We start from the raw sequence: 22513 nt of genomic DNA, 5'->3' as shown, positions 1-22513 counted from the left end.
AAGCCCCGTGGACTTCATCTCCTCCAACGTCAGCGTCGTCGCCGTCGTCGTCGCCGTCGTCATCGCGCTCGCCCTGCTGTCGTTCGTCGCCAGCCGGGTCCGACGCGTCCCGCCGAACGAGGCGCTCATCGTGGTCGGCCGGGGTGCCGAGCGTTCCGAGGGCGGGGGCATCTCGAGCCCCCAGAAGGTCATCATCGGCGGCCGCACCTTCGTCTGGCCGATCTTCCAAGAGGGGTTCAAGCTCTCGCTCGAGCAGTACCAGACCCCGGTCGAGGTGCAGGCCATCGACGCGAACTACATCCGCACCGCGGTCAAGGCCACCGTGAACTTCAAGGTCACGGGCACCGAGGACGGCGTCCGTCGCGCGGCACAGCGCTACCTGCTGCAGCAGCAGCAGCTGCCCGTCATCGTGCAGCAGTCGCTCGAGGGGTCGATCCGCGGCCTGATCGGCGGGCAACCGGTCGACGACCTGGTGAAGAACTTCTCCCGGCTCGCCGCCGACGCGGTCAACGAGACGAAGGGCGAGCTCGCCGAGCTCGGCCTCCAGATCGAGACCATGAACATCCGCGAGATCGAGACGCCCGGCAGCACCTACCTCGCCGACCGCGGTCGGGCCGAGGCCGCCGTGGCGAAGCAGAACGCCGACGTCGCCGAGGCCGAGGCCGAGCGCATCGCCGCCCTGGCCCGCATCGGCAACACCCAGCAGACGGCCGAGCGCCAGCTGCAGCTCGACGTGCGGCAGGCGCAGATCAAGGCCGAGACCGACCGGGCCCAGGCCGAGGCCGCGGCCGCCGGCGAGCTCGCCCGGGCCATGCAGGACAAGCTGGTCGCCGAGCAAGAGAGCATCGCCGTCGCCGAGCAGGCCAAGGTCAACCAAGAACGGCTCAACATCGAGGTCCGTCAGCCGGCCGAGGCCGCGGCCTACGCGTCGGTGCAGAACGCCGAGGCCGAGCGCGACGCCGCGAACGCCGCCGTCGAGGCCGAGGCCTTCCGTCGCACCCAACTCGCCGACGCCGCCCGCAACGCGGCCGAGAACGAGGCGGCGGCGGTCGAGGCGGCCGGACGCGCCGAGGCGGCCGCCATCAAGGCCAAGGGTCTGGCCGAGGCCGAGGCGGTCGACGCCCTGGCCGAGGCCCAGGGCAAGTTCGGTCAGGCGGCCCTCGCCTCGCAGGTCATCTCGCGCCTGCCCGAGATCGCTCGCGAGATGGCGGCGCCGATGGGCAACATCGACGCGCTCACGGTCGTCTCGACCGACGGTGCGAACGAGTTGACGAAGTCGGTGGCGAACAACATGACCCAGCTGCAAGACGTGGTCAAGGCCACGACGGGCCTCGACCTGGTCAGCGCGCTCGGCGGGTTCCTCGGGGCCCGCACCGGGTCCGCCGACGGCGCCGCGGCCTCGCGACCCCGCACGACCGACGGCGCGTAGCCTCCAGCCATGCGTGCCGTCGTCGTCGAGCAGGGCCGGGCCCCGGCCCTGCTCGACCGCCCAGAGCCCGAGCCCCACGACGGCGAGGTCCTCGTCGAGGTCCTCTGGTCGGGGGTGAACTACAAGGACGGTCTCGCCCTGCGGGGCGACCCCGGGGTGGCCAGGATCGATCCCCTCGTCCCGGGCATCGACGTCGTGGGACGCGTCGTCTCGGGCCACGGCGTGGCGGTCGACGCGGGCGACCTGGTCGTCGTCAACGGGGCGGGGCTCGGCGAGACCCGACCCGGCGGGTACGCCGAGCGCGTCGTCGTGCCCGGCGACGCCCTCGTGGCCCTGCCCGAGGCCGTCTCGCCGCGACGGGCGGCAGCCGTCGGCACGGCGGGCTTCACGGCGATGCTCAGCGTGCTGCGACTCGAACGCGACGTGGCACCGGGCGACGGCGAGATCGTCGTGACAGGGGCCGCGGGCGGCGTCGGCTCGGTGGCCGTCATGCTCCTCGCCCGGCTGGGCTACTCGGTGACGGCCTCGACGGGGCGTCTCGAGACCGAGTCCGACTACCTCCGGTCGCTCGGCGCCACGTCGGTCGTCGATCGTGCCGAGCTGGCGGCCGAGGGGCGTCCCCTGCAGCGCGCCCGATGGGCCGGGGCGATCGACAGCGTCGGCAGCAGCACCCTGGCCAGCCTGCTCGCGCAGACCTCGTGGGGCGGCGTCGTCACCGCCTGCGGCCTGGCCCAGGGCTCCGACCTGCCGACGACGGTGCTGCCGTTCATCCTGCGCGGCGTGACGCTGGCCGGCGTGAACTCGGTGGACGCGCCTCCTGCCCTCCGGCGCACCGCGTGGCACCGTCTCGCCACCGACCTCGACCTCGACCTGCTCGACTCGGCGACCGCCGAGGTCGACCTGGCCGACGTCGTCGACGCCGGTCGACGGGTGCTGGCGGGCGAGACCCGCGGGCGCACGGTGGTCCGGGTCGGGGCCTGACCCGTTGCTCCGAACCCACCGGGACCTCTCGCCTGAAGTACCGGATACGCGATAGATTGTCGTGCATGGAAGGTGCGACATGCACCTCCTGACGGCTTAGGGAGCCGTCGACGCCCGAGCCCAGGAGCCCCCGATGCCCATCCCCCAGACCTCCGACGCGCCTCCCGCCCCTCGCCGCCTGTTGCGCGACGTCGTCTACGACAAGCTGTTCGTCGCGATCATGGACGGCACGGTCGAACTGGGCGAACGGCTGAACGACGACGAGCTGGTGGCCTGGTTGGGCGTCTCTCGCACCCCCGTGCGCGAGGCCATCGCCAAGCTGGCCGACCAGGCCATCGTCGACATCGAGGCCAACCGTTACACGCGCATCGTGGCCCCGACCATGGCCGAGTTCGTCGACACCGTCGAGATCGGTTACCAGGTCTGGGCCCTGTCGGCCGAACGAGCCACCCCCGCCCTGACGGACCAGCAGCTCGAGACCGTCCTCGGGGTGCTCGACGCCCGGATCGCCGCCTTCGAGAAGCGCGAGCCCGAAGACGCCGTCGCGCTCGACTCCATGAACGAGCTGCTGCTCAAGGCTGCGGGCAGCCCGTCGTTGGCGCGGCTGTCGCTGGCCAGCGGGCCCCGGCTGCTGCTGCTGGTGCGCCGCGCCTTCGCCGCCGGGTTCTTCCCCTGGGACGCGGCGCTGACCTTCAGCCGGGCCCTGCGCCAGGCCTTCGCCGACCGTGACGCCGCCGAGGTGGGACGCCTCGTCCGCACCCAGCCCGAGAACTGGACCGAGTTCTTCAGCGACGTCGAGGCATCGGGCCTCTACCCGGTCGAGTCCCGACGCCCCTGACCCGAACGGCCCCGACCGAGCAGCCCCGACCCTGCCGGCCCCGAGCCGAGCGCCCGCACCGACGACGACCACGATCGACACCCGACCACCGAGAGGGAGCACGATGCCCATCCCCACCCCCGAGACCACCCCGGCACCCCGCCGACTGCTGCGCGACGTCGTCTTCGACAAGCTGCTGGCCGCCATCGGCGACGGCACGCTCGAACTGGGCGAGCGACTCAACGACGACGAGCTGGTCAGCTGGCTCGGCGTCTCGCGGACCCCGGTCCGCGAGGCCATCGCCAAGCTCAGCGACTTCGGCCTGGTCGACATCGAGGCGAACCGCTACACCCGGGTCGTGCAGCCGACGATGACCGAGGTCGACGACACGCTGAACGCCGCGCTCGGCGTCTGGAGCCTCGCCGCCCGTCGTGCCGCCGTCACGATGGACGACGCCCAGCGCAAGGAGTTCCGAGCGCTGGCCAAGTCGGTGACGTCGGCCCTCAAGGCGAAGAAGTCCGACCACGCCTTCGAGTTCAAGCGCCTGATCGACGGTCTCGTGCAGTACGCCGCGAGCCCCTCGCTCACCCGCATGGAAGAGACGGTGGGTGCCCGCACGGCCCTCATCCTGCGCCTCTCCGGCCCGGCGTTCTCGGTCGCGAACGCCGTCGCGTTCACCGACTCGCTCGTCGCCGCGATCGACGAGAAGGACGGCGAGGCCGCGGCGACCGTGCTCGTCGGAGCCGAGACGCAGGACTACGCCACGCAGCTGCTCGACGGACTGCGCGAGCAGGGGACCTTCCCGGCCTGACGCCCTCGGGGCCGGCGACCGCCGACCCGCCACGGTGGTCCGACACGGAACGACGCCGCCGCCCTCGTGGGCGGCGGCGTCGTTCGTCGTGGCGGGCCGGTGCCCGGTCGAGCCCGGGACGGACCCGGTTCAGCCGGGGACGACCGCGCGAGCCGCCGCCCGGGCCGCGGCCGGCAGGGCGTCGACGATGCGCGACACCGCCTCGTCGTCGTGCGCGGCCGTCACGAACCAGGCCTCGAAGACCGAGGGCGGCAGGTTGACCCCCGCGTCGAGCATGGCGTGGAAGAACGGTGGGTACCGCCAGGCCTGCTGTGCGCGCACGTCGTCGTAGTTCGCGGGCGGGGTCTCGGTGAAGGCGAACGAGAACAGCGAACCGGCGCGCTGGACGCTGTGGGCGACGCCCTCGGCCGACAGGGCCTCGGAGACCGCACGCGAGAGGGTGTCCGACACCGCGTCGAGGTGCGCGTAGACCTCGGGGGTCGCCAGCCGCAGCGTGGCGATGCCGGCGGCCACGGCGACCGGGTTGCCGCTCAGCGTGCCCGCCTGGTACACCGGGCCGAGGGGCGCGAGGAAGTCCATGACGTCGGCCCGACCCCCGAGGGCCGCGAGCGGCAGGCCCCCGCCGACGACCTTGCCGAACGTGATGAGGTCGGGCTCCCAGCCGGCGCCGTCGGGCACGACCTGCGAGGCCTCGAGACCCCACCACCCCGCCCGCCCGACGCGGAAGCCGGTGAGCACCTCGTCGACGATCAACAGCGAGCCGTTGCGTCGCGTGATCTCGGAGAGGCTGCGGTTGAAGCCGCGCTGCGGCGCGAGCACGCCCATGTTGGCGGCGGCCGCCTCGACGATGACGGCGGCGATCCGCGGGCCGTGCTCGTCGAAGGCCGCACGGACGGCGGCGAGGTCGTTGTACGGCAGCACCAGGGTCTGGGCCGCGGTCTCGGCCGTGATGCCGGCGGAGCCCGGCATCGACAGGGTCGCGACCCCCGAGCCTGCTTCGGCCAGCAGCGAGTCCGAGTGGCCGTGGTAGTGGCCGGCGAACTTCACGAGCAGGTCACGGCCGGTGTAGCCGCGGGCGAGGCGGATGGCCGTCATGGTCGCCTCGGTGCCGGTCGAGACCATGCGCAGCTTGCCGATCGGTCGCTGGTCGCCGACGGCGACGCGTTCGCGCACGAGTTCGGCGAGCTCGGTCTCGGCCGGGGTCGACGCCCCGAACGACAGGCCACGCGCGGCGGCCTGCTGCACCGCCTCGAGCACCTCGGGGTGCGTGTGGCCGAGGATGGCCGGGCCCCACGACGCCACCAGGTCGACGTACTCGCGCCCCTCGGCGTCGGTGACGTAGGCCCCCCGGGCACCGATCAGGAACCGCGGCGTGCCGCCGACCGAACCGTACGCGCGGACGGGCGAGTTGACGCCCCCGGGGATCGACCGCTTGGCGCGGGCGAAGTAGGTGTCGTTGCTCTGGCGGGTCGTCTCGGTCATCAGAACCGCTCCTTCTGGAGGCGCGTGGCCAGTTCGGTGGCCCAGTACGTCAGGATCGCGTCGGCCCCGGCCCGCTTGATCGACAGCACGCTCTCGTACGAGGCGGCGTCGAGGTCGATCCAGCCGTTCGCGGCGGCCGCGTGGATCATCGCGTACTCGCCGCTGATCTGGTACGCCCAGACCGGCACGGTGCTCGTGGCCGCCGTCTCGGCGAGGACGTCGAGGTAGCTCATGGCCGGCTTGACCATGACGACGTCGGCGCCCTCGGCGATGTCGAGGTCGACCTCGCGGAGCCCCTCGCGCCCGTTCGCGGCGTCCATCTGGTACGTACGGCGGTCGCCGACGAGCGTGGACTGCACGGCTTCGCGGAAGGGGCCGTAGAAGGCGGACGCGTACTTCGCCGCGTAGGCGAGCAGTGCCGTGCCGCCGAAGCCGGCCTCGTCGAGGGCGTCACGGGCCGAGCCGATCTGGCCGTCCATCATGCCGCTCATGCCGATCAGCTGCGAGCCGGCCTCGGCCTGCACGACGGCCATCTCGTCGTAGCGTACGAGGGTGGCGTCGTTGTCGACGGAGCCGTCCGCGGCGAGGACGCCGCAGTGGCCGTGGTCGGTGAACTCGTCGAGGCAGAGGTCGGTCTGCACGACGAGGGCGCCCTGGGCGGCGTCGACCGCCACGCGGGTCGCCACGTTGAGGATGCCCTCGGGGTCGGTCGCGCCCGATCCGACGGCGTCCTTCTCGAGCGGCACGCCGAAGAGCATGACGCCGCCGACGCCGGCCTCGGCCGCCTGCTCGATCGCCCGGGGCAGGCTCGACAGGCTGTGGTGGAACACGCCCGGCATGGACGAGATCGGGGCGGGCTCGTCGATTCCTTCGCGGACGAACATCGGCAGCACGAGGTCGGCGGGGTGGAGGCGGGTCTCCGCGGTCAGGCGGCGCAGGGCAGGGGTGGCACGCAGGCGGCGGGGCCGCACGCGGGGGAAATCGGACATCAGTCCTTCTCGGTCGGGGGTGTTCCGGCGGCCGGGCCGTCGAGGGCGTGGTCGACCACGGCCTCGACGAGGGCGGCCGCCGATCGGGTCTCGGCGATCAGGTGCACGGGCAGTCCCGCGGCACGGGCGTCGAAGGCGGTGCGCGGGCCGATGCACGCGACGAGGGTGGCGGGCGGCAGTGGGGCGAGCTGGGCCGCGATCTGGCGGGCCACGCTGCCCGAGGTGACGAGCAGCACGCCGATCGAGCCGTCGGCGACGCCGTCGCGCACCTCGGCCGACACGGGCACGCCGACGGTGCGGTATGCGGACACGAACTCGGCGTCGAACCCGCGGGCCGACAGCCCGGCGACGAGCGTCGGCTCGGCCAGGTCGGACTGGGGCACGAGCACGCGACCGGTGACCTCGTCGGCGGGCCATTCTTTCACCAGTCCGCGGGCCGAGTTGTCACCCTCGGGCACGAAGTCGACGCGGATGCCCGCGAGGCCCAGGGCCGACGCCGTGGTCTCGCCCACGGCGGCGACCCGGGTGGACGCCGGCGGCCGGATGCCGTTGCCCACCAACACGTCGACGGTCGTGGCGCTGGTGACGACGAGCCATTCGTAGACGCCGGCCTCGAGACGGGCGAGGGCCGCGGCCAGCAGCTCGGGGGTCTCTGCCGGCGCGAAGTTGATGAGCGGGGCGATGACCGGTGCGGCCCCACGCGATCGCAGGGAGGCCGCCACTCCGTCGCCCCACTTGCCGCCGCGCGGCACGAGCACGCGGACGCCCTTCAGGGGCTTGTCGGCCGTCACGAGGCGCTGCCCAGGGGGTCACCGCCGGACGGTCCGCCACCGATGGGGGCGAACTCGGCGGCGCCCGAGTCGATCAGCTCGTCGACCACGCGGCCGGCGACCTCGTGGACGTCGGCCAGGCGGGCGACGAGCGGGCCGTCGTCGAGCGAGACGGCGTGCGACGAGCTGAGCCGCCTGCTGCCGTCGGGGCTGTAGACCGTCGCGCTGAGCAGCAGCAGACCGGCGTCGACCACCGCGCTGGCCCCGACGGGCGCGGCACAACCGGCCTCGAGGCCGGCCAGCACGGCACGCTCGGCCGTGACGACGAGGCGGGTCTCTTCGTCCTCGACGGCGGCGAGCCCCCGGGCGAGCGACTCGTTCGGGTCGCCCTCGCGGACCTCGACGGCCAGCGAACCCTGACCGGGGGCACTGGGCCAGAAGCCGAGCCCCAACAGTTCGGTGGCCGCGTCGAGACGGCCGAGCCGGCCGAGACCGGCGGCACTCAGGAGCACGGCGTCGAGGTCGTCGCCGACCCGTCCGAGGCGCGTGTCGACGTTGCCCCGGATGTCGACCACCTCGAGGTCGGGGCGCCTCGACCGCAGCTGTGCGGCCCGACGGGGCGAGCCGGTGCCGACCCGGGCGCCCTCGGGCAGGCCCTCGAGGGTGAGGCCGTCGCGCGCGCACAGGGCGTCGCGGGCGTCCGCGCGAGCGGGCGTCGCTCCGATGACGAGACCGGGGTGGGTGGCGGTGGGCAGGTCTTTCAGCGAGTGGACGAGCGCGTCGCACTCGTCGGCCAGCAGCGCCTCGCGCAGGGCGCTGGCGAAGACCCCGGTGCCGCCGAGCGAGGCGAGCGACTCGCCCGAACCCTGCGACCGGTCACCCTCGGTCTTGATGCGGACGAGCTCGACGTCGCGGCCCGTCGCGGCCGCGATGCGGTCGGCCACGGTCGACGACTGGGCGACGGCCAGCGCGCTGCCCCGGGTGCCGATGCGGATGGTCGCCACGGGGTCAGGGAGCCAGACCGGAGAGGGCGGGCTTGAAACCGAGTCGCACGTTCTCGCAGCAGCCGGGCCGGCACACGTCGTACCAGGGGCCCAGGTCGGTCACGTGCGGTCGGTCCTCGACCGGGACCCCGTCACGGCGTTCGAGCACGAGGTCGACGAGCCCGGCGACGTAGGTCGGGTCGATGCCCGGCGTGGGGGTGCGCGTCGCCCAGAAGCCGTTCTTCTCGCTGGTCTCCATCGCCTCGTTGTCCAGGTCCCACATGACCTCCATGTGGTCGCTGACGAAGCCGAGCGGCACGATGACGACGGCCCGGGTGGGCCCGCCGGCCAGGTCGTCGATGGCGTCGTTGATGTCGGGTTCGAGCCAGGGCATCGACGGCGGGCCGCTGCGGGACTGGTAGACGAGCTGCCAGGGCACGGTCGTGCCCCCGCCCTCGGGCACGTCGAGGTCGAGGGCGGCCTCGGCCGCGGCCATGACGACCTCGGCGACCGCCTTGTGCTGCGCGGCGTACGCTCCGTCGGCGTCGAAGCCGCGCGACTCGGGGCCGCTCTTGGCCGCGTCGGTGGACGGGATCGAGTGCGTCGCGAACAGCACCTGCACCTCGGTCGACAGGTCGAGGCCCTCGTTCTCGGCGCGGGCCTTCACCAGGGCGTCGCGGACGCCGTCGACGAAGGGCTGCACGAACCCGGGGTGGTCGAAGAACTGGCGCACCTTGTCGATCTGCATCGTGCCCTCGAGGCCCGTGGCGTCGAGTGCCATCGCGAAGTCCTCGCGGTACTGACGGCACGAGCTGTACGACGAGTAGGCGCTGGTCGCGACGGCGATCAGCTTGCGGAAACCGCGCGCGTCGGCCTCGCGCACGGCGTCGGCCATGTACGGCTGCCAGTTGCGGTTGCCCCAGATCACGGGCAGGTCGATGCCGCGGCTCGCGAGCTCGGCCTCGAGGGCGGCCTTGAGTTCGCGGTTGTGCTCGTTGATCGGGCTGACGCCGCCGAAGTGGCGGTAGTGGGTGGCGACCTCTTCGAGTCGCTCTTCGGGGATGCCCCGGCCGCGCGTGACGTTGCGCAGGAACGGGATGACGTCGTCCTGCCCCTCGGGCCCGCCGAAGCCGGCCAGCAGGATGGCGTCGTAGTCGGTCGGCTCGGAGACGTGCTCGGGGCCCGCGGCCGCGGCCGGCGTGGCGTTGCGGACGAGCTGCCCGTTGGTGATGTGGCTGGTGTCGGTCACGACAAGACCTCGATGATGTCGGTGGTGGGGATGCGTCGGCCCGTGAAGAACGGGATCTCTTCGCGGACGTGGCGGCGGGCCTCGGTGTAGCGCAGGTCGCGCATGAGGTCGACCAGCTGGACGAGCTCGGGGGCCTCGAGAGCGAGGATCCACTCGTAGTCGCCGAGCGAGAAGCTGGCGACCGTGTTGGTCAGCACCGCGCGGTGCTCGGAGCCCTGCTTGCCGTGCTCGGCGAGCATCTGGCGCCGCTCGGCCTCGGGCAGCAGGTACCACTCGTAGCTGCGGACGAACGGGTACACCGTGAGCCACGCCTCGGGTGCCTTGCCGCGCATGAAGGCCGGGCTGTGGTTGCGGGAGAACTCGGCCTCGCGGTGCATGCCCATGGCGTTCCACGTGGGCAGGAGGGCGCCGAGCACGTCGGTGCGCAGCAGCTGCCGGTAGGCCGACTGGACGGCCTCGGGCACCTCGCCGTGCAACCAGATCATGATGTCGGCGTCGGCACGCAACGCGCTGACGTCGTAGAAGCCCCGGACGGTGACGCCGAGCCCGGCGAGGGCGTCGACGACCGCGTCGAGCTGCGGCACGTCGTCGAGCTCGGGGGCGTAGGGGTTCTGGGGGTCGCGACGCAACACGGCCCACAGGGTGTAACCCAGTCGCTCGGCCGGGGCCGGTGCGTCCGTCGGGGCGTCGCCGGCGTCGGGCCGTGCGGGTGCTTCGGGTCGTTCTGACGTCGGCAGGACGGGCGCTGCCGCGTCGGCGCTGGAACTCATGCAGTCATTCTCCCTCTCGGCACGCTGGGAGCCCAACCAGGTTGCTCCCGGTCGAGCGAACGGGCCGGGGCCCGGGCTGGGGACGAGCCGAGCAGCCGGTCAGCGTCGCTTGACCACCGCGACGACGACGCCGGCCACGGCCAGCGCACCCGCCCCGGCCGCGGCGAGCCACGGGGCCTTGTCGCGCTCGAACGACGACTTGGCCCGGTGCCCGGCGATGCCGAGCTGCTTGGGCACGTTCAGCTTGTCCTCGAGCTCGTTGAGGGTCGCCGCGAGCTCGGCGCGCGTGCGGTCGATGTGTGCCTGGATGTCGCTGCTGTCGCTCATGGGGCTCCTGTCGGGAACGGGGGGAGTCGGGAGGGTCGAGGAGGCGCGTGGGCGGTCGTCGAGGAGGCGCGTCAGCGCTCGTCGAGACGGGCGCCGGGGATCGACCCCACGCCCTTGACGGCCTTGAGGTCGGCCTTGAGGCTGGCGATGGTCTTCTCGGGGACGGCGGGCAGCCCCTTCTTGATCGCCTTGTACCCGAGGAACCCGAGCAGGGCGGCGACCAGCAGCAGCACGCCGGCGACGATCAGCGCCGAGGCCCAGCCGGGCAGCCAGATGGCGAGCAGCAGGACGATGCCGGTCAACAGCACGCCGAGCATCGCGAAGACGAAGACGAGCGCCCCGACGAGGAAGCCCGCACCGATGCCGAACGCCTTGAGCGTGCCGATGACCTCGTACTTGAGGAGGGCGAGCTCGCCCTTGACGAGGTCGGTGACCAGCGTCGGGATGTCCTGCACGAGGGCGAAGAGCGACCGCGGTCTCGTCTTGTGCCGCACCTCGTCGCTGCGCGTCGAGTCGGTCACTTCTTGCGACCGCCGCCGAAGAGCCGGGAGATGCCGCGGGTGATGCCCGTGACGACGGCGTCGACGCCGTCGGCCGTCTTCGCACCGGCGAAGTCCTGCCCCTTGGCGACCTGGCGCTGGACGGCCCGGCTGTTCCAGACCTTGGACGCCCTCTCGGTGATCTGCTCGTACCGGTCGTGGCCGGCGCGGGCGCCGAGCACGAATCCGACAGCGGCTCCGGCGACGAAGATCAGTTTGCCTCGCACGGGGACTCCATTCGTGGTCGTACGCGCGACGGCATGTGCCGCACACGTCCGTCCAATGTAGCCCGAGCGGGCTGCCCGACGCCCGCGCCGGACCGAACCCGACCGACCCCGTGCGCTCAGTCGCGCGGCGGGGGCGACGAGAGCGCCGCCACGAGGGTGGCGGCCTGACGACGCGAGTGGGCGACGATCGCGGCGAGCCCACGGCCCGCCACCGCGCCTCCTGCCTGGACGACCTCGATCACGGGCTCGACGACGGCCGCCGCCTCGGCCCGGCGCGGGGCGTCCCAGGTGGCACGGCCGAAGCCGACCAGGTGGCGCTCGGCGAGGTCGACGCCCAGCAGGGTGGAGGCGTCCGCGAGCGCGGCGTCGCGCACCTCGGCGTCGGAGGTGCCGCGGTCGACGACGGGCGAGTCGAAGCTCAGCCGCAGCACGTGCCGCCCCTCGGCCAGGTCGGCGAGCCAGCTCCACTTGACGGTGGCGTGGGTGAGGGCCTTGGCGCGCAGGCCGGTCGAGCCCGGTGCGACGAGCACCCCCGTGCCGCGGGGCGCCGCGTCGAGCTCGTGGCGCTCGACGACCAGGGTCGCGAGCGTGATCGCCCCGGGAGGCACCGAGGAGGCGCGGGTCGTCAGGGCCACCGCGTCGTGGTCCCCCACGGCCAGCACGACCTGTCTCGCCCTCACCTGCTCACCCCTCGCGGTCTCGACGTGCGTCTCGTCGATCGACCGGACGCGGGTGCCGAGGCGGACGTCGACGCCGAGCCGTCCGAGGTCGGCGACGATCGGGTCGACCAGCCGGGCCAGGCCGCCCCGGATGCCGGCCACGGCGGAGCCGGCCGGGGCGAGCGCCCGCAGGCCGAGCACGGCGGCGGCGAGGCTGCCCTCGCGCTGCAGGGCCGCGCGCAACCCCGGGGCCACGCGGTCGGCGGCGAGCAGGTCGGGGTGCAGCGAGTGGACCCCCGAGACGATCGGGCTGACGAGCCGGTCGACGACGGCCTCGCCCATGCGGGCGCGGACGAGACCGCCCAGGGTGGTTTCTTCGGACCCGACGTCGGCGGGCAGGTCGGCGTCGGCGAGCGCACGCCGCACGCCGGCCTCGCCGACCACGGCCCGCACGTCGGCCGCGGCGGGGTCGCCGGGGATGCCGAGCAGCCCCGTGCGCGGGATGGGGAACGACCGGCCGTCGGCCTCGTGCAGCCAGGCGCCGCGCGGGTCGGGCAGGACGATGTCGTCGCCCAGGCCGAGCTCGGTCGCGAAGCCGGCGACCGTGCCGCCGCGCGTCGCGAAGCTCTCGGCCCCGGCGTCGAGGGCGATGCCGGCGACGACGTGGCGCGAGACCTCGCCGCCGAGTCGGTCGGACGCCTCGAACAGGACGACGCCGAGGCCGGCGGCGGCCAGGTCGCGGGCCAGCACGATGCCACCCATGCCGCCGCCGACCACGGCGACGTCGACGGCGCCGCCCGGGGTGGCGACGGGCGGGGTCACAGCGTGTGGGCGAGCCCGACGATGCGGGTCAGCACGTCGGGGTCGGTCTCGGGGCTGACGCCGTGGCCGAGGTTGAGCACGTGCGCGGGGGCCGATCGGCCGCGCCGGGCGACGTCGCGCACGTGGGCCTCGAGCACGGGCCAGGGCGCCTGCAGCAGCGCCGGGTCGACGTTGCCCTGCACGGGCGTGGCCCCGCCGAGCCGGCGCGAGGCCTCGTCGAGGGGGATGCGCCAGTCGACCCCCACGGCGTCGGTGCCGACGTCGCGCATGGCGGCGAGCACCTCGCCGCTGCCGACGCCGAAGTGGATGCGCGGCACGTCGAGGTCGGCCACGTGCGACAGGGCACGGGCCGAGTGGCGCGCGACGTGCTCGGTGTAGTCGGCCAGCGACAGCGAGCCGACCCACGAGTCGAACAGCTGGGCGGCACTGGCACCCGCGAGCACCTGGGTCCGCAGGAACGCACCCGTCACGTCGGCGGCCCAGGTGAGCAGGGCGTCCCAGGTCTCGGGGTCGGAGTGCATCAGGGCACGGGCGCGGATGTGGTCCTTCGACGGGCCACCCTCGACGAGGTACGCGGCGAGGGTGAAGGGGGCACCGGCGAACCCGATCAGCGGCGTGCCGCCGAGCTGCGCGACGGTCTGGGCGACGCCCGCCGCGATCGGGGCCAGCGCCTCCTCGTCGATCGGCCGCAGGGCCGCGACGTCGGCCGCCGTGCGGATCGGCGTCTCGAGCACCGGCCCGCGACCGGGCACGATGTCGACCGCGACGCCGGCCAGCTTGACCGGCACGACGATGTCGCTGAAGAAGATGCCGGCGTCCACGCCGTGGCGGCGCACCGGCTGCATCGTGATCTCGCTCGCCAGGTCGGGGGTGAGGCAGGCGTCGAGCATCTTGGTGCCGACGCGCAGCTCGCGGTACTCGGGCAGCGAGCGACCGGCCTGCCGCATGAACCACACCGGCAGCGTCTCGGGCCGGTCGCCCCTCAGTGCACGGACCAGCGGCGACCGCGTCGTGAGGCCGGTGGCCAGGGGGTGCTGCTCGGGCAGGGCGGGGTTCTGGGTCACGAGGTCGATTCTCCCATCGCCCGCTGGGCGTCGGGTCGAGGAGGCACGTCGGCCGAGGAGGCGCGGGTCAGGAGACCGCGACGACCATCTTCCCGACGTTGTCACCGCGCATCAGCCCGGTGAAGGCGTCGAACGTCGAGTCGACGCCCTCGACGACGGTCTCGTCGTACACGACGTCGCCCGCGGCGAGCCAGGGGCCCATCTCGGCCTGGAACGCCGGCGCGAGGTGGCGGTAGTCGCCCAGCGTGAAGCCCTTCATCGTCAGGCCACGGGTGACCATGTTGGTCATGCCGGTGATGCCGACCGGGGCGCCGGTCGCGTTGTAGTTCGCGATCGAGCCGCAGAGCGCGGCGCGACCGCCGGTGCGGAACGAGGCGAGTGCAGCCGAGAGGTGGTCGCCGCCGACGTTGTCGAAGTAGAGGTCGATGCCGTCGGGCGCGGCCTCGGCGAGCAGCTCGGTGACGTCGCCGTCGCGGTAGTTGAAGGCCGCGTCGAAGCCGTACTTCGAGGTGAGCAGGTCGACCTTCTCGGCCGAGCCGGCGCTGCCGACCACCCGCGACGCGCCCTTGAGCCGGGCGATCTGGCCGACCATCGTCCCGACGGCCCCGGCGGCGCCCGAGACAAAGACGACGTCGCCCTCGCGGATGCCGGCGATCTCGGTGAGGCCGACGTACGCCGTGAGCCCGGTGAGGCCGAGCACGCCCAGGTACGCCGACAGGGGCACGCCGTCGACGGGCTGCACGGCACGGAACGCGGCCGCGCCTCCCTGGGCGACGTCCCGCCAGCCCTGCTCGTGGAGCACGACGGTGCCGACCGGCAGGTCGTCCGAACGCGACTCGACGACGCGTCCGACGGCGCCGCCGGTCATGGTCTCGCCGAGGGCGAACGGCGGGACGTACGACTTCACGTCGTTCATGCGACCGCGCATGTAGGGGTCGACCGAGAGGAACTCGTTCTGCACGCGCACCTCGCCGTCGGCGAGGTCGGGCAGCGTCACCTCGACGCGGGCGACGTCGTCGGGGGTGGGCTCGCCGTGCGGGCGGGCGACGAGCTGCCACTGGATGCTGGTGGTCGAGGTCATGGTGTCTCCTTGGTCGGTGCGGGGTGGGACCGGTCGGAATGCGAGGCCGGACACCCGTGTTGCAATCTGCAACCGTCCTGGGGCATTCCCGGCCACTCGACGTCGAGTCAACGCCCAGCCGAAAACGCCGATCAGAGTTAGGATCACTCAGTGCTCATCTGCCTCACGGCGTCCCACCAGAACGCCAGCTTCGACCTCCTCGAGAGGCTGAGCATCGGCGCACCCTCGGCGGCGGGCACCCTGGTCGACGGCAGCGACTTCGTCAGCGGCGCGGTCGTGCTGGCGACCTGCAACCGCTTCGAGGCCTACCTCGACGTCGACGAGCCCCTCACCGCGGGCAGCGCCCTCGCCGTCGAGGCGACCATCGAGACGATGAGCACCGCCAGCGGCGTCGAACCCGACGACCTGCGCGACAGCGTCCGTGTCATCACCGGCGACGAGGTCGTCGAGCACCTGTTCGCCGTCAGCTCGGGCCTCGAGTCGGTCGTCGTCGGCGAGGACGAGATCTCGGGCCAGGTGCGACGGTCGCTCGAGCGCGCCCGCCACGACGGCACCACCTCGCGCGACCTCGAGCGGCTCTTCCAGAAGGCGTCGCAGACCTCGCGCGGCATCAAGAACCAGACGAACGTCGGAGGCGCGGGTCGGTCGCTCGTGCGCCTCGCCCTCGAGTTGGCGTCGTCGCGCGTGACCGACTGGTCCGAGGCGCGCGTGCTCATCGTCGGCACCGGCCAGTACGCGGCCACCACGGTCGCGGCCCTCCGCGACCGGGGTGCCGACCAGCTCGCGGTCTACTCGGGCTCGGGTCGGGCCGAGTGGTTCGGCCTCAAGCACGCCGCGACGCCCTACGACGACCTCGCGACCGCCGTCGCCTGGAGCGACGTGCTGATCACCTGCACCTCGACCACCGAGCCGGTCGTCACCCGCGACGTCGTGCGGCCCGGCGGTCGCCGCCTGGTCATCGACCTCGGCCTGCCCCGCAACGTCGACCCGCTCGTCGCGGGCGTCGAGGGCGTCGAACTGCTCGACCTCGAGACCATCAGCCTGCACGCCCCGCTGCCCCAGCTCAGCGCGGCCGACGACGCGCGCGCACTCGTCTCGTCGGCGGCCGCCGAGTTCCAGGCCGTCGCCGCCGAGCAGTCCCTCACCCCCTCGGTCGTCGCCCTGCGCAAGCACGTCTTCGACCTGCTCGACGCCGAGATCGAACGGGCCCGGTCGCGCGGCGACTCGTCGGAGCGCACCGAGTCGGCGCTGCGTCACCTCGCCGGCGTCCTGCTGCACACCCCGTCCGTCCGGGCGCGCGAGCTCGCCCGCGAGGGTCGTGGCGACGAGTTCCGCGACGGTCTCGAGGCGCTGTTCGGCGTGACCGACGGGCGCCGCGCCTCCTCGTCCCCGTCACTGCGGGCGGTCGACGACGAGCGTCGGGCCTCGGCGGGCTGACCGACCGCCGCTCGTCGGTGCCGCGCACCCGACGCCGCCGTGCCCGAGGATGGCCTGATGGACACCATCGTCGTCAGCGCCCTCGCCCTCGTCCGTGACCGACGGATGCTGATGGTCACCGCGCGCGACCGTGACGTGCTGTACCTGCCCGGCGGCAAGCTCGAGGCGGGCGAGACGGCCGCCGAGGCCCTCGTCCGCGAATCGCGCGAGGAGGTGGGGGTCGAACTGGACCCCGCGACCGTGGCCGAGCTGTTCACGGTCGTGACGCAGGCGCACGGCGAACCCGAGGGGCGGCAGGTGGCGATGACGGTGTTCGCCGCCGAGCTCGCGTCGACGAGCCCCGAACCGGCACCCGCGGCCGAGGTGGGGGCGATGCACTGGGTGACGTCGGCGGACGCCGACCGCTGCCCGCCGGCGGGCGTCGCCACGCTCGGACGCCTGCGACGGCTCGACCTGATCGACTGACCCGGGCCGGTCACGGACGAGGCCGGGCCCGGCGGCGGGCCGGTCACCGCCCCGTTCGCTCAGTGCACGTACTCGAGTGCGTCGGTCCCCACCGCGCGCAGCGCCTCGAGGGCCCGGAGGCGGTGGGCGAGGGTGAGGTCGTCGAACGTCACGACGACGCAGTAGGCGACGCTGCGCCGGGGCCCGCGCAGCACGCCCAGCTCGGCCCGCACGCCCGCGTCTCCGCCGGTCGCGTGGACGATCTGCAGGTCGTGGTCGAGCCGCCGGTGCCCCAGCGGGTCGAGGCCGAACGGTGCCGCGACCAGGGACGTGTCGGCGCCGAGCGACAGCCAGCCCAGCACGCGGTTCGACACGGCCCGGTCGACGACCTCGCCGCGGGCCAGCGCCACCGTCAGCCCGGCGAGCTCATGGGCGGTGCCGACGGCCAGGGCGGGTGCGTCGTCCGGGCCGCGCGTCGACCGCGTCACGTCGAGCAGGGCCGTCTTCGTCAGGCCGAGCGACTCGCCCCGGGCGCGGACGGCGGCGAGCCCCACCAGGCCGATCAGCGCGTCGACGGCTGCCGCGTCGCGGAACGCGCCCACCAGGGTGGCCGCGTCGGTGATCGGCAGGCGCGTGCGACGCAGGTAGGGCCAGACGCCTCCCGGCCCCTGGTCGCCGGGCGCTCCGGGGCGCTCGAGCTCGTCGAGCGGACGCAGCGTGCCGTCCTCGATGCGGGCCGACACCTCGATGAGCAGCAGCACGGCGCCGAGCTGGCCCACCGGCAACGCCAGGTGCTCGTCGACGCTCAGCAGGTCGTCGCCCGAGTCGAGGTCGGCGACCGACGCCGAGACCTGCCCGCCCGCGAGCGCCAGGTCGCCCAGCGCCGCGAACGACGAGGCGAACGACTCGAGCGCCCGACCGCCGCCGTGACGCGGTTCGTGGTCGGCGCCGTCGTCGCCCCCGCGTCGGGCTCGGCGGCCGGGCCCCGGGTCTACCAAATCGTGACGCGCTCCTCGGCCGGCAGCCAGAGGGCGTCGGTCTCGGTCACGCCGAAGGTGTCGTAGAACTCGTCGATGTTGCGGACGATCTGGTTGCACCGGAACTCGTTCGGCGAGTGCGGGTCGATCGAGATCAGCCGGACGGCCTCTTCGTCGCGCAGCGTGATCTGCCAGGCCTGGGCCCAGCTGAGGAAGAACCGCTCGGCGCCGGTCAGGCCGTCGATCACGGGCGGCTCGCTGCCGTCGAGCGAGATCAGGTAGGCCTTCCAGGCGATCGAGAGTCCACCCAGGTCGCCGATGTTCTCGCCGATCGTCAGGGCTCCGTTGACGTGGTGGTCGGGCACCTGCTTCGGGGCGAGCGCGTCGTACTGCGCGATGAGCGACGAGGTCAGCTTCTCGAAGGCCTCGCGGTCGGCGGGGGTCCACCAGTCGGTCAGCTTGCCGTCGCCGTCGTACTTCGAGCCCTGGTCGTCGAAGCCGTGGCCGATCTCGTGGCCGATGACCGCTCCGATCGCCCCGTAGTTCGCGGCGGCGTCGCGGGTCTCGTCGAAGAACGGGAACTGCAGGATCGCCGCGGGGAACACGATCTCGTTCATGCCGGGGTTGTAGTACGCGTTGATGGTCTGCGGCGTCATGAACCACTCGTCGCGGTCGAGGGGCTTGCCGATCTTGCCCAGTTCGCGGTCGAAGCCGAACGCCGCGGTGGCCCGCACGTTGCCGACGAGGTCGGTCGGGTCGATCTCGAGCGCCGAGTAGTCGCGCCATGTCGAGGGGAACCCGATCTTGGGCGTGAACTTGTCGAGCTTGTCGAGGGCGCGCGCGCGGGTCTCGTCGGTCATCCAGGCGAGCCCCGAGATGCTCTGCCGGTACGCCTCGACGAGGTGGGCGACGAGCACGTCCATCGCGGTCTTGGCCGCGGGCGCGAAGTGCCGCTCGACGTAGATGCGGCCGACGGCCTCGCCGAGCGCGCCCTCGACGAGCGAGACGCCGCGCTTCCAGCGGGCCCGCTGCACGGGGGTGCCGGTCAGGGTGCGGCCGTAGAAGCCGAAGTTGGCCTGGACGAACGGCGTCGACAGGTAGGCCGCCGTCGAGCGCACGATCTGCCAGCGCAGCCAGTCGCGCCAGTCGTCGAGGCGGTCGTCGGTCAGCAGCGTGGCCAGGCCGGTCACGAACGAGGGCTCGCGCACGACGAGTTCGTCGAAGACGCCGGCCGGCCCGCCGACGGCGTCGCGCCAGACCGTCAGGTCGACGCCCTCGGCGAGCGCGTCGAACTCGGCCCACGGCATCAGGTTGTACGTCTTGTCGCTGTCGCGCGTGGCGACGTTGCTCCAGTGGTGCGAGGCGAGGTCGGTCTCGAGGGCGACCACGCGGTCGGCCCGTGCGCCCGGCTCGTCGAGCCCGGCCAGGTCGAGCATCTGCTCGACGAACGCGCGGTACGCCGTGCGCACCGACTCGAACTTCTCCTCGCGGTAGTACGACTCGTCGGGCAGCCCGAGACCGCCCTGCTCGGCGAACACGACGTAGCGCTCGGGGTCGCCGGGGTCGTTGTCGACGAAGAGCTGCACGACGCTCGGCACGCCCTGCTTCTCGTAGGAGCCGAGGAGGCGCGTGAACGAGGCCACGTCGGTCACCTCGTCGACCTCGGCCAGCAGTGGCTCGAGGGGTGCGGCGCCGAGCGCCTCGACGCGCTCCTCGTCGGTGAAGCTGGTGAAGAGGTCGCCGATCTTGCGGGCCTCGGTGCCGGGCTCGGCCGACTGCGACTCGACGACGATCTCGTGGACGGCCTTCTCGGCCTCCTCGGCCAACAGGTAGAAGGAGCCGTAGCGCGCCTTGTCCTCGGGGATCTCGGTGCGGTCGATCCACTTCCCGTTGACGTGCCGGAAGAGGTCGTCCTGCGGGCGGACCGCCGGGTCGAGTTCGTCGGTCTGGATTCCGCTGCTCAGTGCGTCGCTCGTCATGCCCGCCAGCCTACGGCGGCCCCGCCGCTACAGTTCTGGGCATGGCACTCCCCTGGTCGCTGCACGGCGACGGACGTACGGTCGACGCAACCGAGATCGTCGCCCCCGAAGAACGACTCACCTGGCCGCGCACCATCGGGCTCGGCGGCCAGCACGTCGTCGCGATGTTCGGCGCGACCTTCCTCGTGCCGATCATCACGGGGTTCCCGCCGAGCACGACGCTGCTCTTCTCGGGCATCGGCACCCTGCTCTTCCTGATCGTCACCAGGAACCGCCTGCCGAGCTACCTCGGCTCGTCGTTCGCGTTCCTCGCGCCGATCGCGGCGGCGCAGGACGTCGGCGGCATGCCCCTGGCGCTCAGCGGCATCGTCGTGGTCGGCGTGCTGCTCGCGATCGTCGGCGTGGTCGTCAACCTGGCGGGCACCCGGTGGATCGACGCGCTGCTGCCGCCGGTCGTCAGCGGCGCCATCGTCGCGCTGATCGGCTTCAACCTGGCCCCGGCCGCCCGCGACAACTTCGCCGAGGCGCCGCTCACCGCGGTCATCACGCTCGCCGCCGTCGTGCTCAGCGCCGTGCTCTTCCGGGGCCTCCTCGGCCGCCTGTCGATCTTCGTGGGCGTCGTGGTCGGCTACGTCGCCGCGCTGCTGCTCGGCGAGGTCGACTTCGGCGCGGTGGGCGACGCCGCCTGGGTGGGCCTGCCCACCTTCACGGCCCCCGCCTTCGACCCGGGTGCCCTGCCCGTCTACCTGGGCTTCCTGCCGGTCGTGCTCGCCCTCATCGCCGAGAACGTCGGACACGTCAAGGGCGTCGGTCAGCTGACCGGGCGCGACCTCGACCCGCTCACCGGCCGCGCCCTCTTCGCCGACGGCCTCAGCACGGTGCTGGCCGGCCTCGGCGGCGGCTCGGCGACGACCACCTACGGCGAGAACATCGGCGTGATGAGCGCCACCCGCGTCTTCTCGACCGCCGCGTACTGGGTCGCCGGCATCGTGGCGATCCTGCTCGGCCTGTCGCCGAAGATCGGTGCCGTCATCTTCACGATCCCGCCCGGCGTGCTGGGCGGCGTCACGACGGCGCTCTACGGCCTGATCGGCGTCATCGGCATCCGCATCTGGGTCGAGAACAAGGTCGACTTCAGCCGCCCGAAGAACCAGCTGACCGCCGGCATCGCCCTCATCATGGGCATCGCCGACTTCACCCTCGCCCTCGGTGGCGCGACGTTCGGTGGCATCATCCTCGGCACCGTCGCGGCCATCGTTATCTACCACCTCATGTCGGCCGTGGGCCGGGCCCGGGGCACCGACTGACGGTGGCAGGCACCCCCGGCGAGCCGACCCCGACGACGACCTCGCGCCTCCGTTCGCCCTGGGACCGCCGCATCGTCGACCTCGCGGGGCCGGCGCTCGGCGCCCTGGTCGCCGAACCGCTGTTCCTGCTGACCGACACGGCGATGGTCGGGCACCTCGGCACGGTGCCGCTGGCCGGCCTCGGCATCGCGAGCGTCGTGCTGCAGACCGCCCTCGGCCTGCTGATCTTCCTGGCGTACGCGACGACGCCGACCGTGGCCCGGCGGCTCGGGGCGGGCGACCGACCCGGGGCGATCCGGGCGGGCGTCGACGGCCTGTGGTTCGCGCTGCTGGTCGGCGTCGTCCTGGCGGGCGTCGGCGTCCTCGTCGCGCGTCCCCTCGTCGGGCTCTTCGGCACCGACCCCGCGGTCGTCGACGCCGCCACGACCTACCTGACCGTGTCGATGGTCGGCCTGCCGGGCATGCTGCTGGTCATCGCCGCGACGGGGCTGCTGCGCGGACTGCAGGACACGAGGACGCCCCTCGTCGTCGCCACCGTCGGCTTCGCGGCGAACGCGGGCCTCAACGCGGTCTTCCTCTACGTCTTCGGGTGGGGCATCGCCGGTTCGGCCGTCGGCACCGTCGTGGCCCAGTGGGGCATGGCGGCCGTCTACGTCGTGATCGCCGTCCGGGCCGCACGGGCCGTCGGTGCTCCGCTGCGCCCGGGGCTGGCCGGCGTCGGGCGCACGGCCCGCTCGGGGGCGTGGCTGCTCGTGCGCAACGCGTCGCTCCGGGTCGCGATGATCGCGACCGTCTGGGCCGCCGCCTCCTCGGGGGTGACGGGGCTCGCCACGATCCAGGTGGCGCTGACGCTGTTCAGCACGCTGGCGTTCGCCCTCGACGCGCTGGCCGTGGCCGGTCAGGCGCTCGTCGGCCACTCGCTCGGTCGGGGCGACCGCGACGCGGTGCGGGCGATCACCCGGCGGCTCATGCTGTTCGGCGTCGGCGGCGGCCTGCTGCTCGGCGTGCTGCTGGCGGCGGTCTCGCCCCTGCTCGCCCCCGTCTTCAGCGGCGACGACGCGGTCCGCGACCTCCTGCCCCGGGTCGTGCTCGCGATGGCCGTCGGCATCCCGCTGGCCGGCTTCGTCTTCGTCCTCGACGGGGTGCTGCTCGGTGCGGGCGACGCCCGGTACCTGGCCCTGGCCGGCGTGCTCAACACGGTCGTGTACCTCGCGATCCTGATCCCGCTGGAGGCGCGGGTCGAGCCGGGCGCACAGGGCACGGTCGCCTTGTGGCTGGCCTTCGGCCTCGGGTACGTCGGCATCCGCGCCGTGACGCTCGGCCTGCGGGCGCGGTCGGACCGGTGGATGGTCGTCGGAGGGAGCTGAGC

22 protein-coding genes are annotated in these 22513 nt (G+C 73.2%); 8 read left to right on the top strand and 14 right to left on the bottom strand.

Annotation, left to right across the window (positions count from 1 at the left end; translation table 11 throughout):
* Positions 1 to 7 precede the first annotated feature (7 nt).
* The 4 genes from ABID81_RS06760 (at position 8) to ABID81_RS06745 (ending at position 4038) form a co-directional block, all read left to right on the top strand.
* Positions 8 to 1429, top strand: a complete 1422-nt coding sequence (locus ABID81_RS06760) for an SPFH domain-containing protein (protein ID WP_354594045.1) — start codon at positions 8 to 10, stop codon at positions 1427 to 1429.
* A gap of 9 nt (positions 1430 to 1438) precedes the next feature.
* On the top strand, positions 1439 to 2410 hold the full coding sequence (locus tag ABID81_RS06755; protein WP_354594044.1) for an MDR family oxidoreductase: 972 nt from the start codon (positions 1439 to 1441) through the stop codon (positions 2408 to 2410).
* Positions 2411 to 2543: 133 nt separating this feature from the next.
* Positions 2544 to 3248, top strand: coding sequence for a GntR family transcriptional regulator (locus ABID81_RS06750; RefSeq protein WP_354594043.1), 705 nt, complete (start codon positions 2544 to 2546; stop codon positions 3246 to 3248).
* A 103-nt stretch (positions 3249 to 3351) separates the two neighbouring features.
* Positions 3352 to 4038 (top strand): GntR family transcriptional regulator, encoded by a 687-nt coding sequence (locus ABID81_RS06745; protein WP_354594042.1) that lies wholly within the window; start codon positions 3352 to 3354, stop codon positions 4036 to 4038.
* A 129-nt stretch (positions 4039 to 4167) separates the two neighbouring features.
* On the opposite strand, the gene hemL is transcribed toward ABID81_RS06745, so the two are convergent.
* The 12 genes from hemL to ABID81_RS06685 all read right to left on the bottom strand — a co-directional run bounded on the left by hemL (position 4168) and on the right by ABID81_RS06685 (position 15000).
* Positions 4168 to 5520, bottom strand: a complete 1353-nt coding sequence (gene hemL / locus ABID81_RS06740) for a glutamate-1-semialdehyde 2,1-aminomutase (RefSeq protein ID WP_354594041.1) — start codon at positions 5518 to 5520, stop codon at positions 4168 to 4170.
* Entirely contained in the window at positions 5520 to 6509 is a 990-nt protein-coding gene (gene hemB, locus ABID81_RS06735; RefSeq protein ID WP_354594040.1) for a porphobilinogen synthase, read from the bottom strand. Before hemB ends, hemL begins: the two co-directional genes overlap by 1 nt.
* Positions 6509 to 7300, bottom strand: coding sequence for a uroporphyrinogen-III synthase (locus ABID81_RS06730; RefSeq protein WP_354594039.1), 792 nt, complete (start codon positions 7298 to 7300; stop codon positions 6509 to 6511). The genes hemB and ABID81_RS06730 overlap by 1 nt, the downstream gene beginning before the upstream one ends.
* The gene (gene hemC / locus ABID81_RS06725) at positions 7297 to 8283 is read right to left on the bottom strand and encodes a hydroxymethylbilane synthase (RefSeq protein ID WP_354594038.1); all 987 of its coding nucleotides are present in this window, start codon (positions 8281 to 8283) and stop codon (positions 7297 to 7299) included. Before hemC ends, ABID81_RS06730 begins: the two co-directional genes overlap by 4 nt.
* A gap of 4 nt (positions 8284 to 8287) precedes the next feature.
* Positions 8288 to 9511 carry a ferrochelatase gene (locus ABID81_RS06720; protein ID WP_354594037.1) on the bottom strand — a complete coding sequence of 408 codons (1224 nt, stop codon included), beginning with the start codon at positions 9509 to 9511 and terminating at the stop codon, positions 8288 to 8290.
* Complete coding sequence (gene hemQ, locus ABID81_RS06715; RefSeq protein WP_354594036.1) at positions 9508 to 10281, bottom strand: hydrogen peroxide-dependent heme synthase; 774 nt, start codon at positions 10279 to 10281, stop codon at positions 9508 to 9510. Before hemQ ends, ABID81_RS06720 begins: the two co-directional genes overlap by 4 nt.
* Positions 10282 to 10380: 99 nt before the next feature.
* Positions 10381 to 10608, bottom strand: a complete 228-nt coding sequence (locus ABID81_RS06710; RefSeq protein WP_354594035.1) for a DUF3618 domain-containing protein — start codon at positions 10606 to 10608, stop codon at positions 10381 to 10383.
* A 71-nt stretch (positions 10609 to 10679) separates the two neighbouring features.
* Positions 10680 to 11129 (bottom strand): phage holin family protein, encoded by a 450-nt coding sequence (locus ABID81_RS06705; RefSeq protein ID WP_354594034.1) that lies wholly within the window; start codon positions 11127 to 11129, stop codon positions 10680 to 10682.
* On the bottom strand, positions 11126 to 11374 hold the full coding sequence (locus tag ABID81_RS06700; protein WP_354594033.1) for a hypothetical protein: 249 nt from the start codon (positions 11372 to 11374) through the stop codon (positions 11126 to 11128). The genes ABID81_RS06705 and ABID81_RS06700 overlap by 4 nt, the downstream gene beginning before the upstream one ends.
* A 116-nt stretch (positions 11375 to 11490) precedes the next feature.
* Entirely contained in the window at positions 11491 to 12855 is a 1365-nt protein-coding gene (locus ABID81_RS06695) for a protoporphyrinogen/coproporphyrinogen oxidase (RefSeq protein ID WP_354594032.1), read from the bottom strand.
* Entirely contained in the window at positions 12852 to 13919 is a 1068-nt protein-coding gene (hemE, locus tag ABID81_RS06690) for a uroporphyrinogen decarboxylase (RefSeq protein WP_354594031.1), read from the bottom strand. The genes ABID81_RS06695 and hemE overlap by 4 nt, the downstream gene beginning before the upstream one ends.
* Before the next feature lie 67 nt (positions 13920 to 13986).
* Positions 13987 to 15000, bottom strand: coding sequence for an NADP-dependent oxidoreductase (locus ABID81_RS06685; RefSeq protein ID WP_354594030.1), 1014 nt, complete (start codon positions 14998 to 15000; stop codon positions 13987 to 13989).
* A gap of 150 nt (positions 15001 to 15150) precedes the next feature.
* Here ABID81_RS06685 and ABID81_RS06680 point away from each other — a divergent pair, with 150 nt between their 5' ends.
* Positions 15151 to 16437 (top strand): glutamyl-tRNA reductase, encoded by a 1287-nt coding sequence (locus ABID81_RS06680; RefSeq protein ID WP_354594029.1) that lies wholly within the window; start codon positions 15151 to 15153, stop codon positions 16435 to 16437.
* 57 nt (positions 16438 to 16494) lie between these two features.
* A complete protein-coding gene (locus ABID81_RS06675) occupies positions 16495 to 16902 on the top strand; it encodes an NUDIX hydrolase (protein WP_354594028.1) in 408 nt (135 codons plus the stop codon).
* 59 nt (positions 16903 to 16961) lie between these two features.
* Here the strand turns inward: ABID81_RS06675 and ABID81_RS06670 are convergent, their stop codons facing one another.
* Both ABID81_RS06670 and ABID81_RS06665 read right to left on the bottom strand, forming a co-directional pair.
* Positions 16962 to 17879, bottom strand: coding sequence for a serine hydrolase (locus tag ABID81_RS06670; protein WP_354594027.1), 918 nt, complete (start codon positions 17877 to 17879; stop codon positions 16962 to 16964).
* Positions 17873 to 19837, bottom strand: a complete 1965-nt coding sequence (locus ABID81_RS06665; RefSeq protein ID WP_354594026.1) for a M13 family metallopeptidase — start codon at positions 19835 to 19837, stop codon at positions 17873 to 17875. Before ABID81_RS06665 ends, ABID81_RS06670 begins: the two co-directional genes overlap by 7 nt.
* 41 nt (positions 19838 to 19878) lie before the next feature.
* Here ABID81_RS06665 and ABID81_RS06660 point away from each other — a divergent pair, with 41 nt between their 5' ends.
* Together ABID81_RS06660 and ABID81_RS06655 are read left to right on the top strand one after the other, a co-directional pair.
* Positions 19879 to 21144 (top strand): uracil-xanthine permease family protein, encoded by a 1266-nt coding sequence (locus tag ABID81_RS06660; RefSeq protein WP_354594025.1) that lies wholly within the window; start codon positions 19879 to 19881, stop codon positions 21142 to 21144.
* A 2-nt stretch (positions 21145 to 21146) separates the two neighbouring features.
* Positions 21147 to 22511, top strand: a complete 1365-nt coding sequence (locus tag ABID81_RS06655; protein WP_502915186.1) for an MATE family efflux transporter — start codon at positions 21147 to 21149, stop codon at positions 22509 to 22511.
* The last annotated feature ends 2 nt before the right edge of the window (positions 22512 to 22513 follow it).

Origin of the sequence: Frigoribacterium sp. PvP054 (genome assembly GCF_040547465.1) — a bacterium.
Taxonomy (GTDB): Bacteria; Actinomycetota; Actinomycetes; order Actinomycetales; family Microbacteriaceae; genus Frigoribacterium.
Note: the sequence above shows the minus strand (reverse complement) of the source record. Positions and strands in the feature narration are given on the sequence as shown.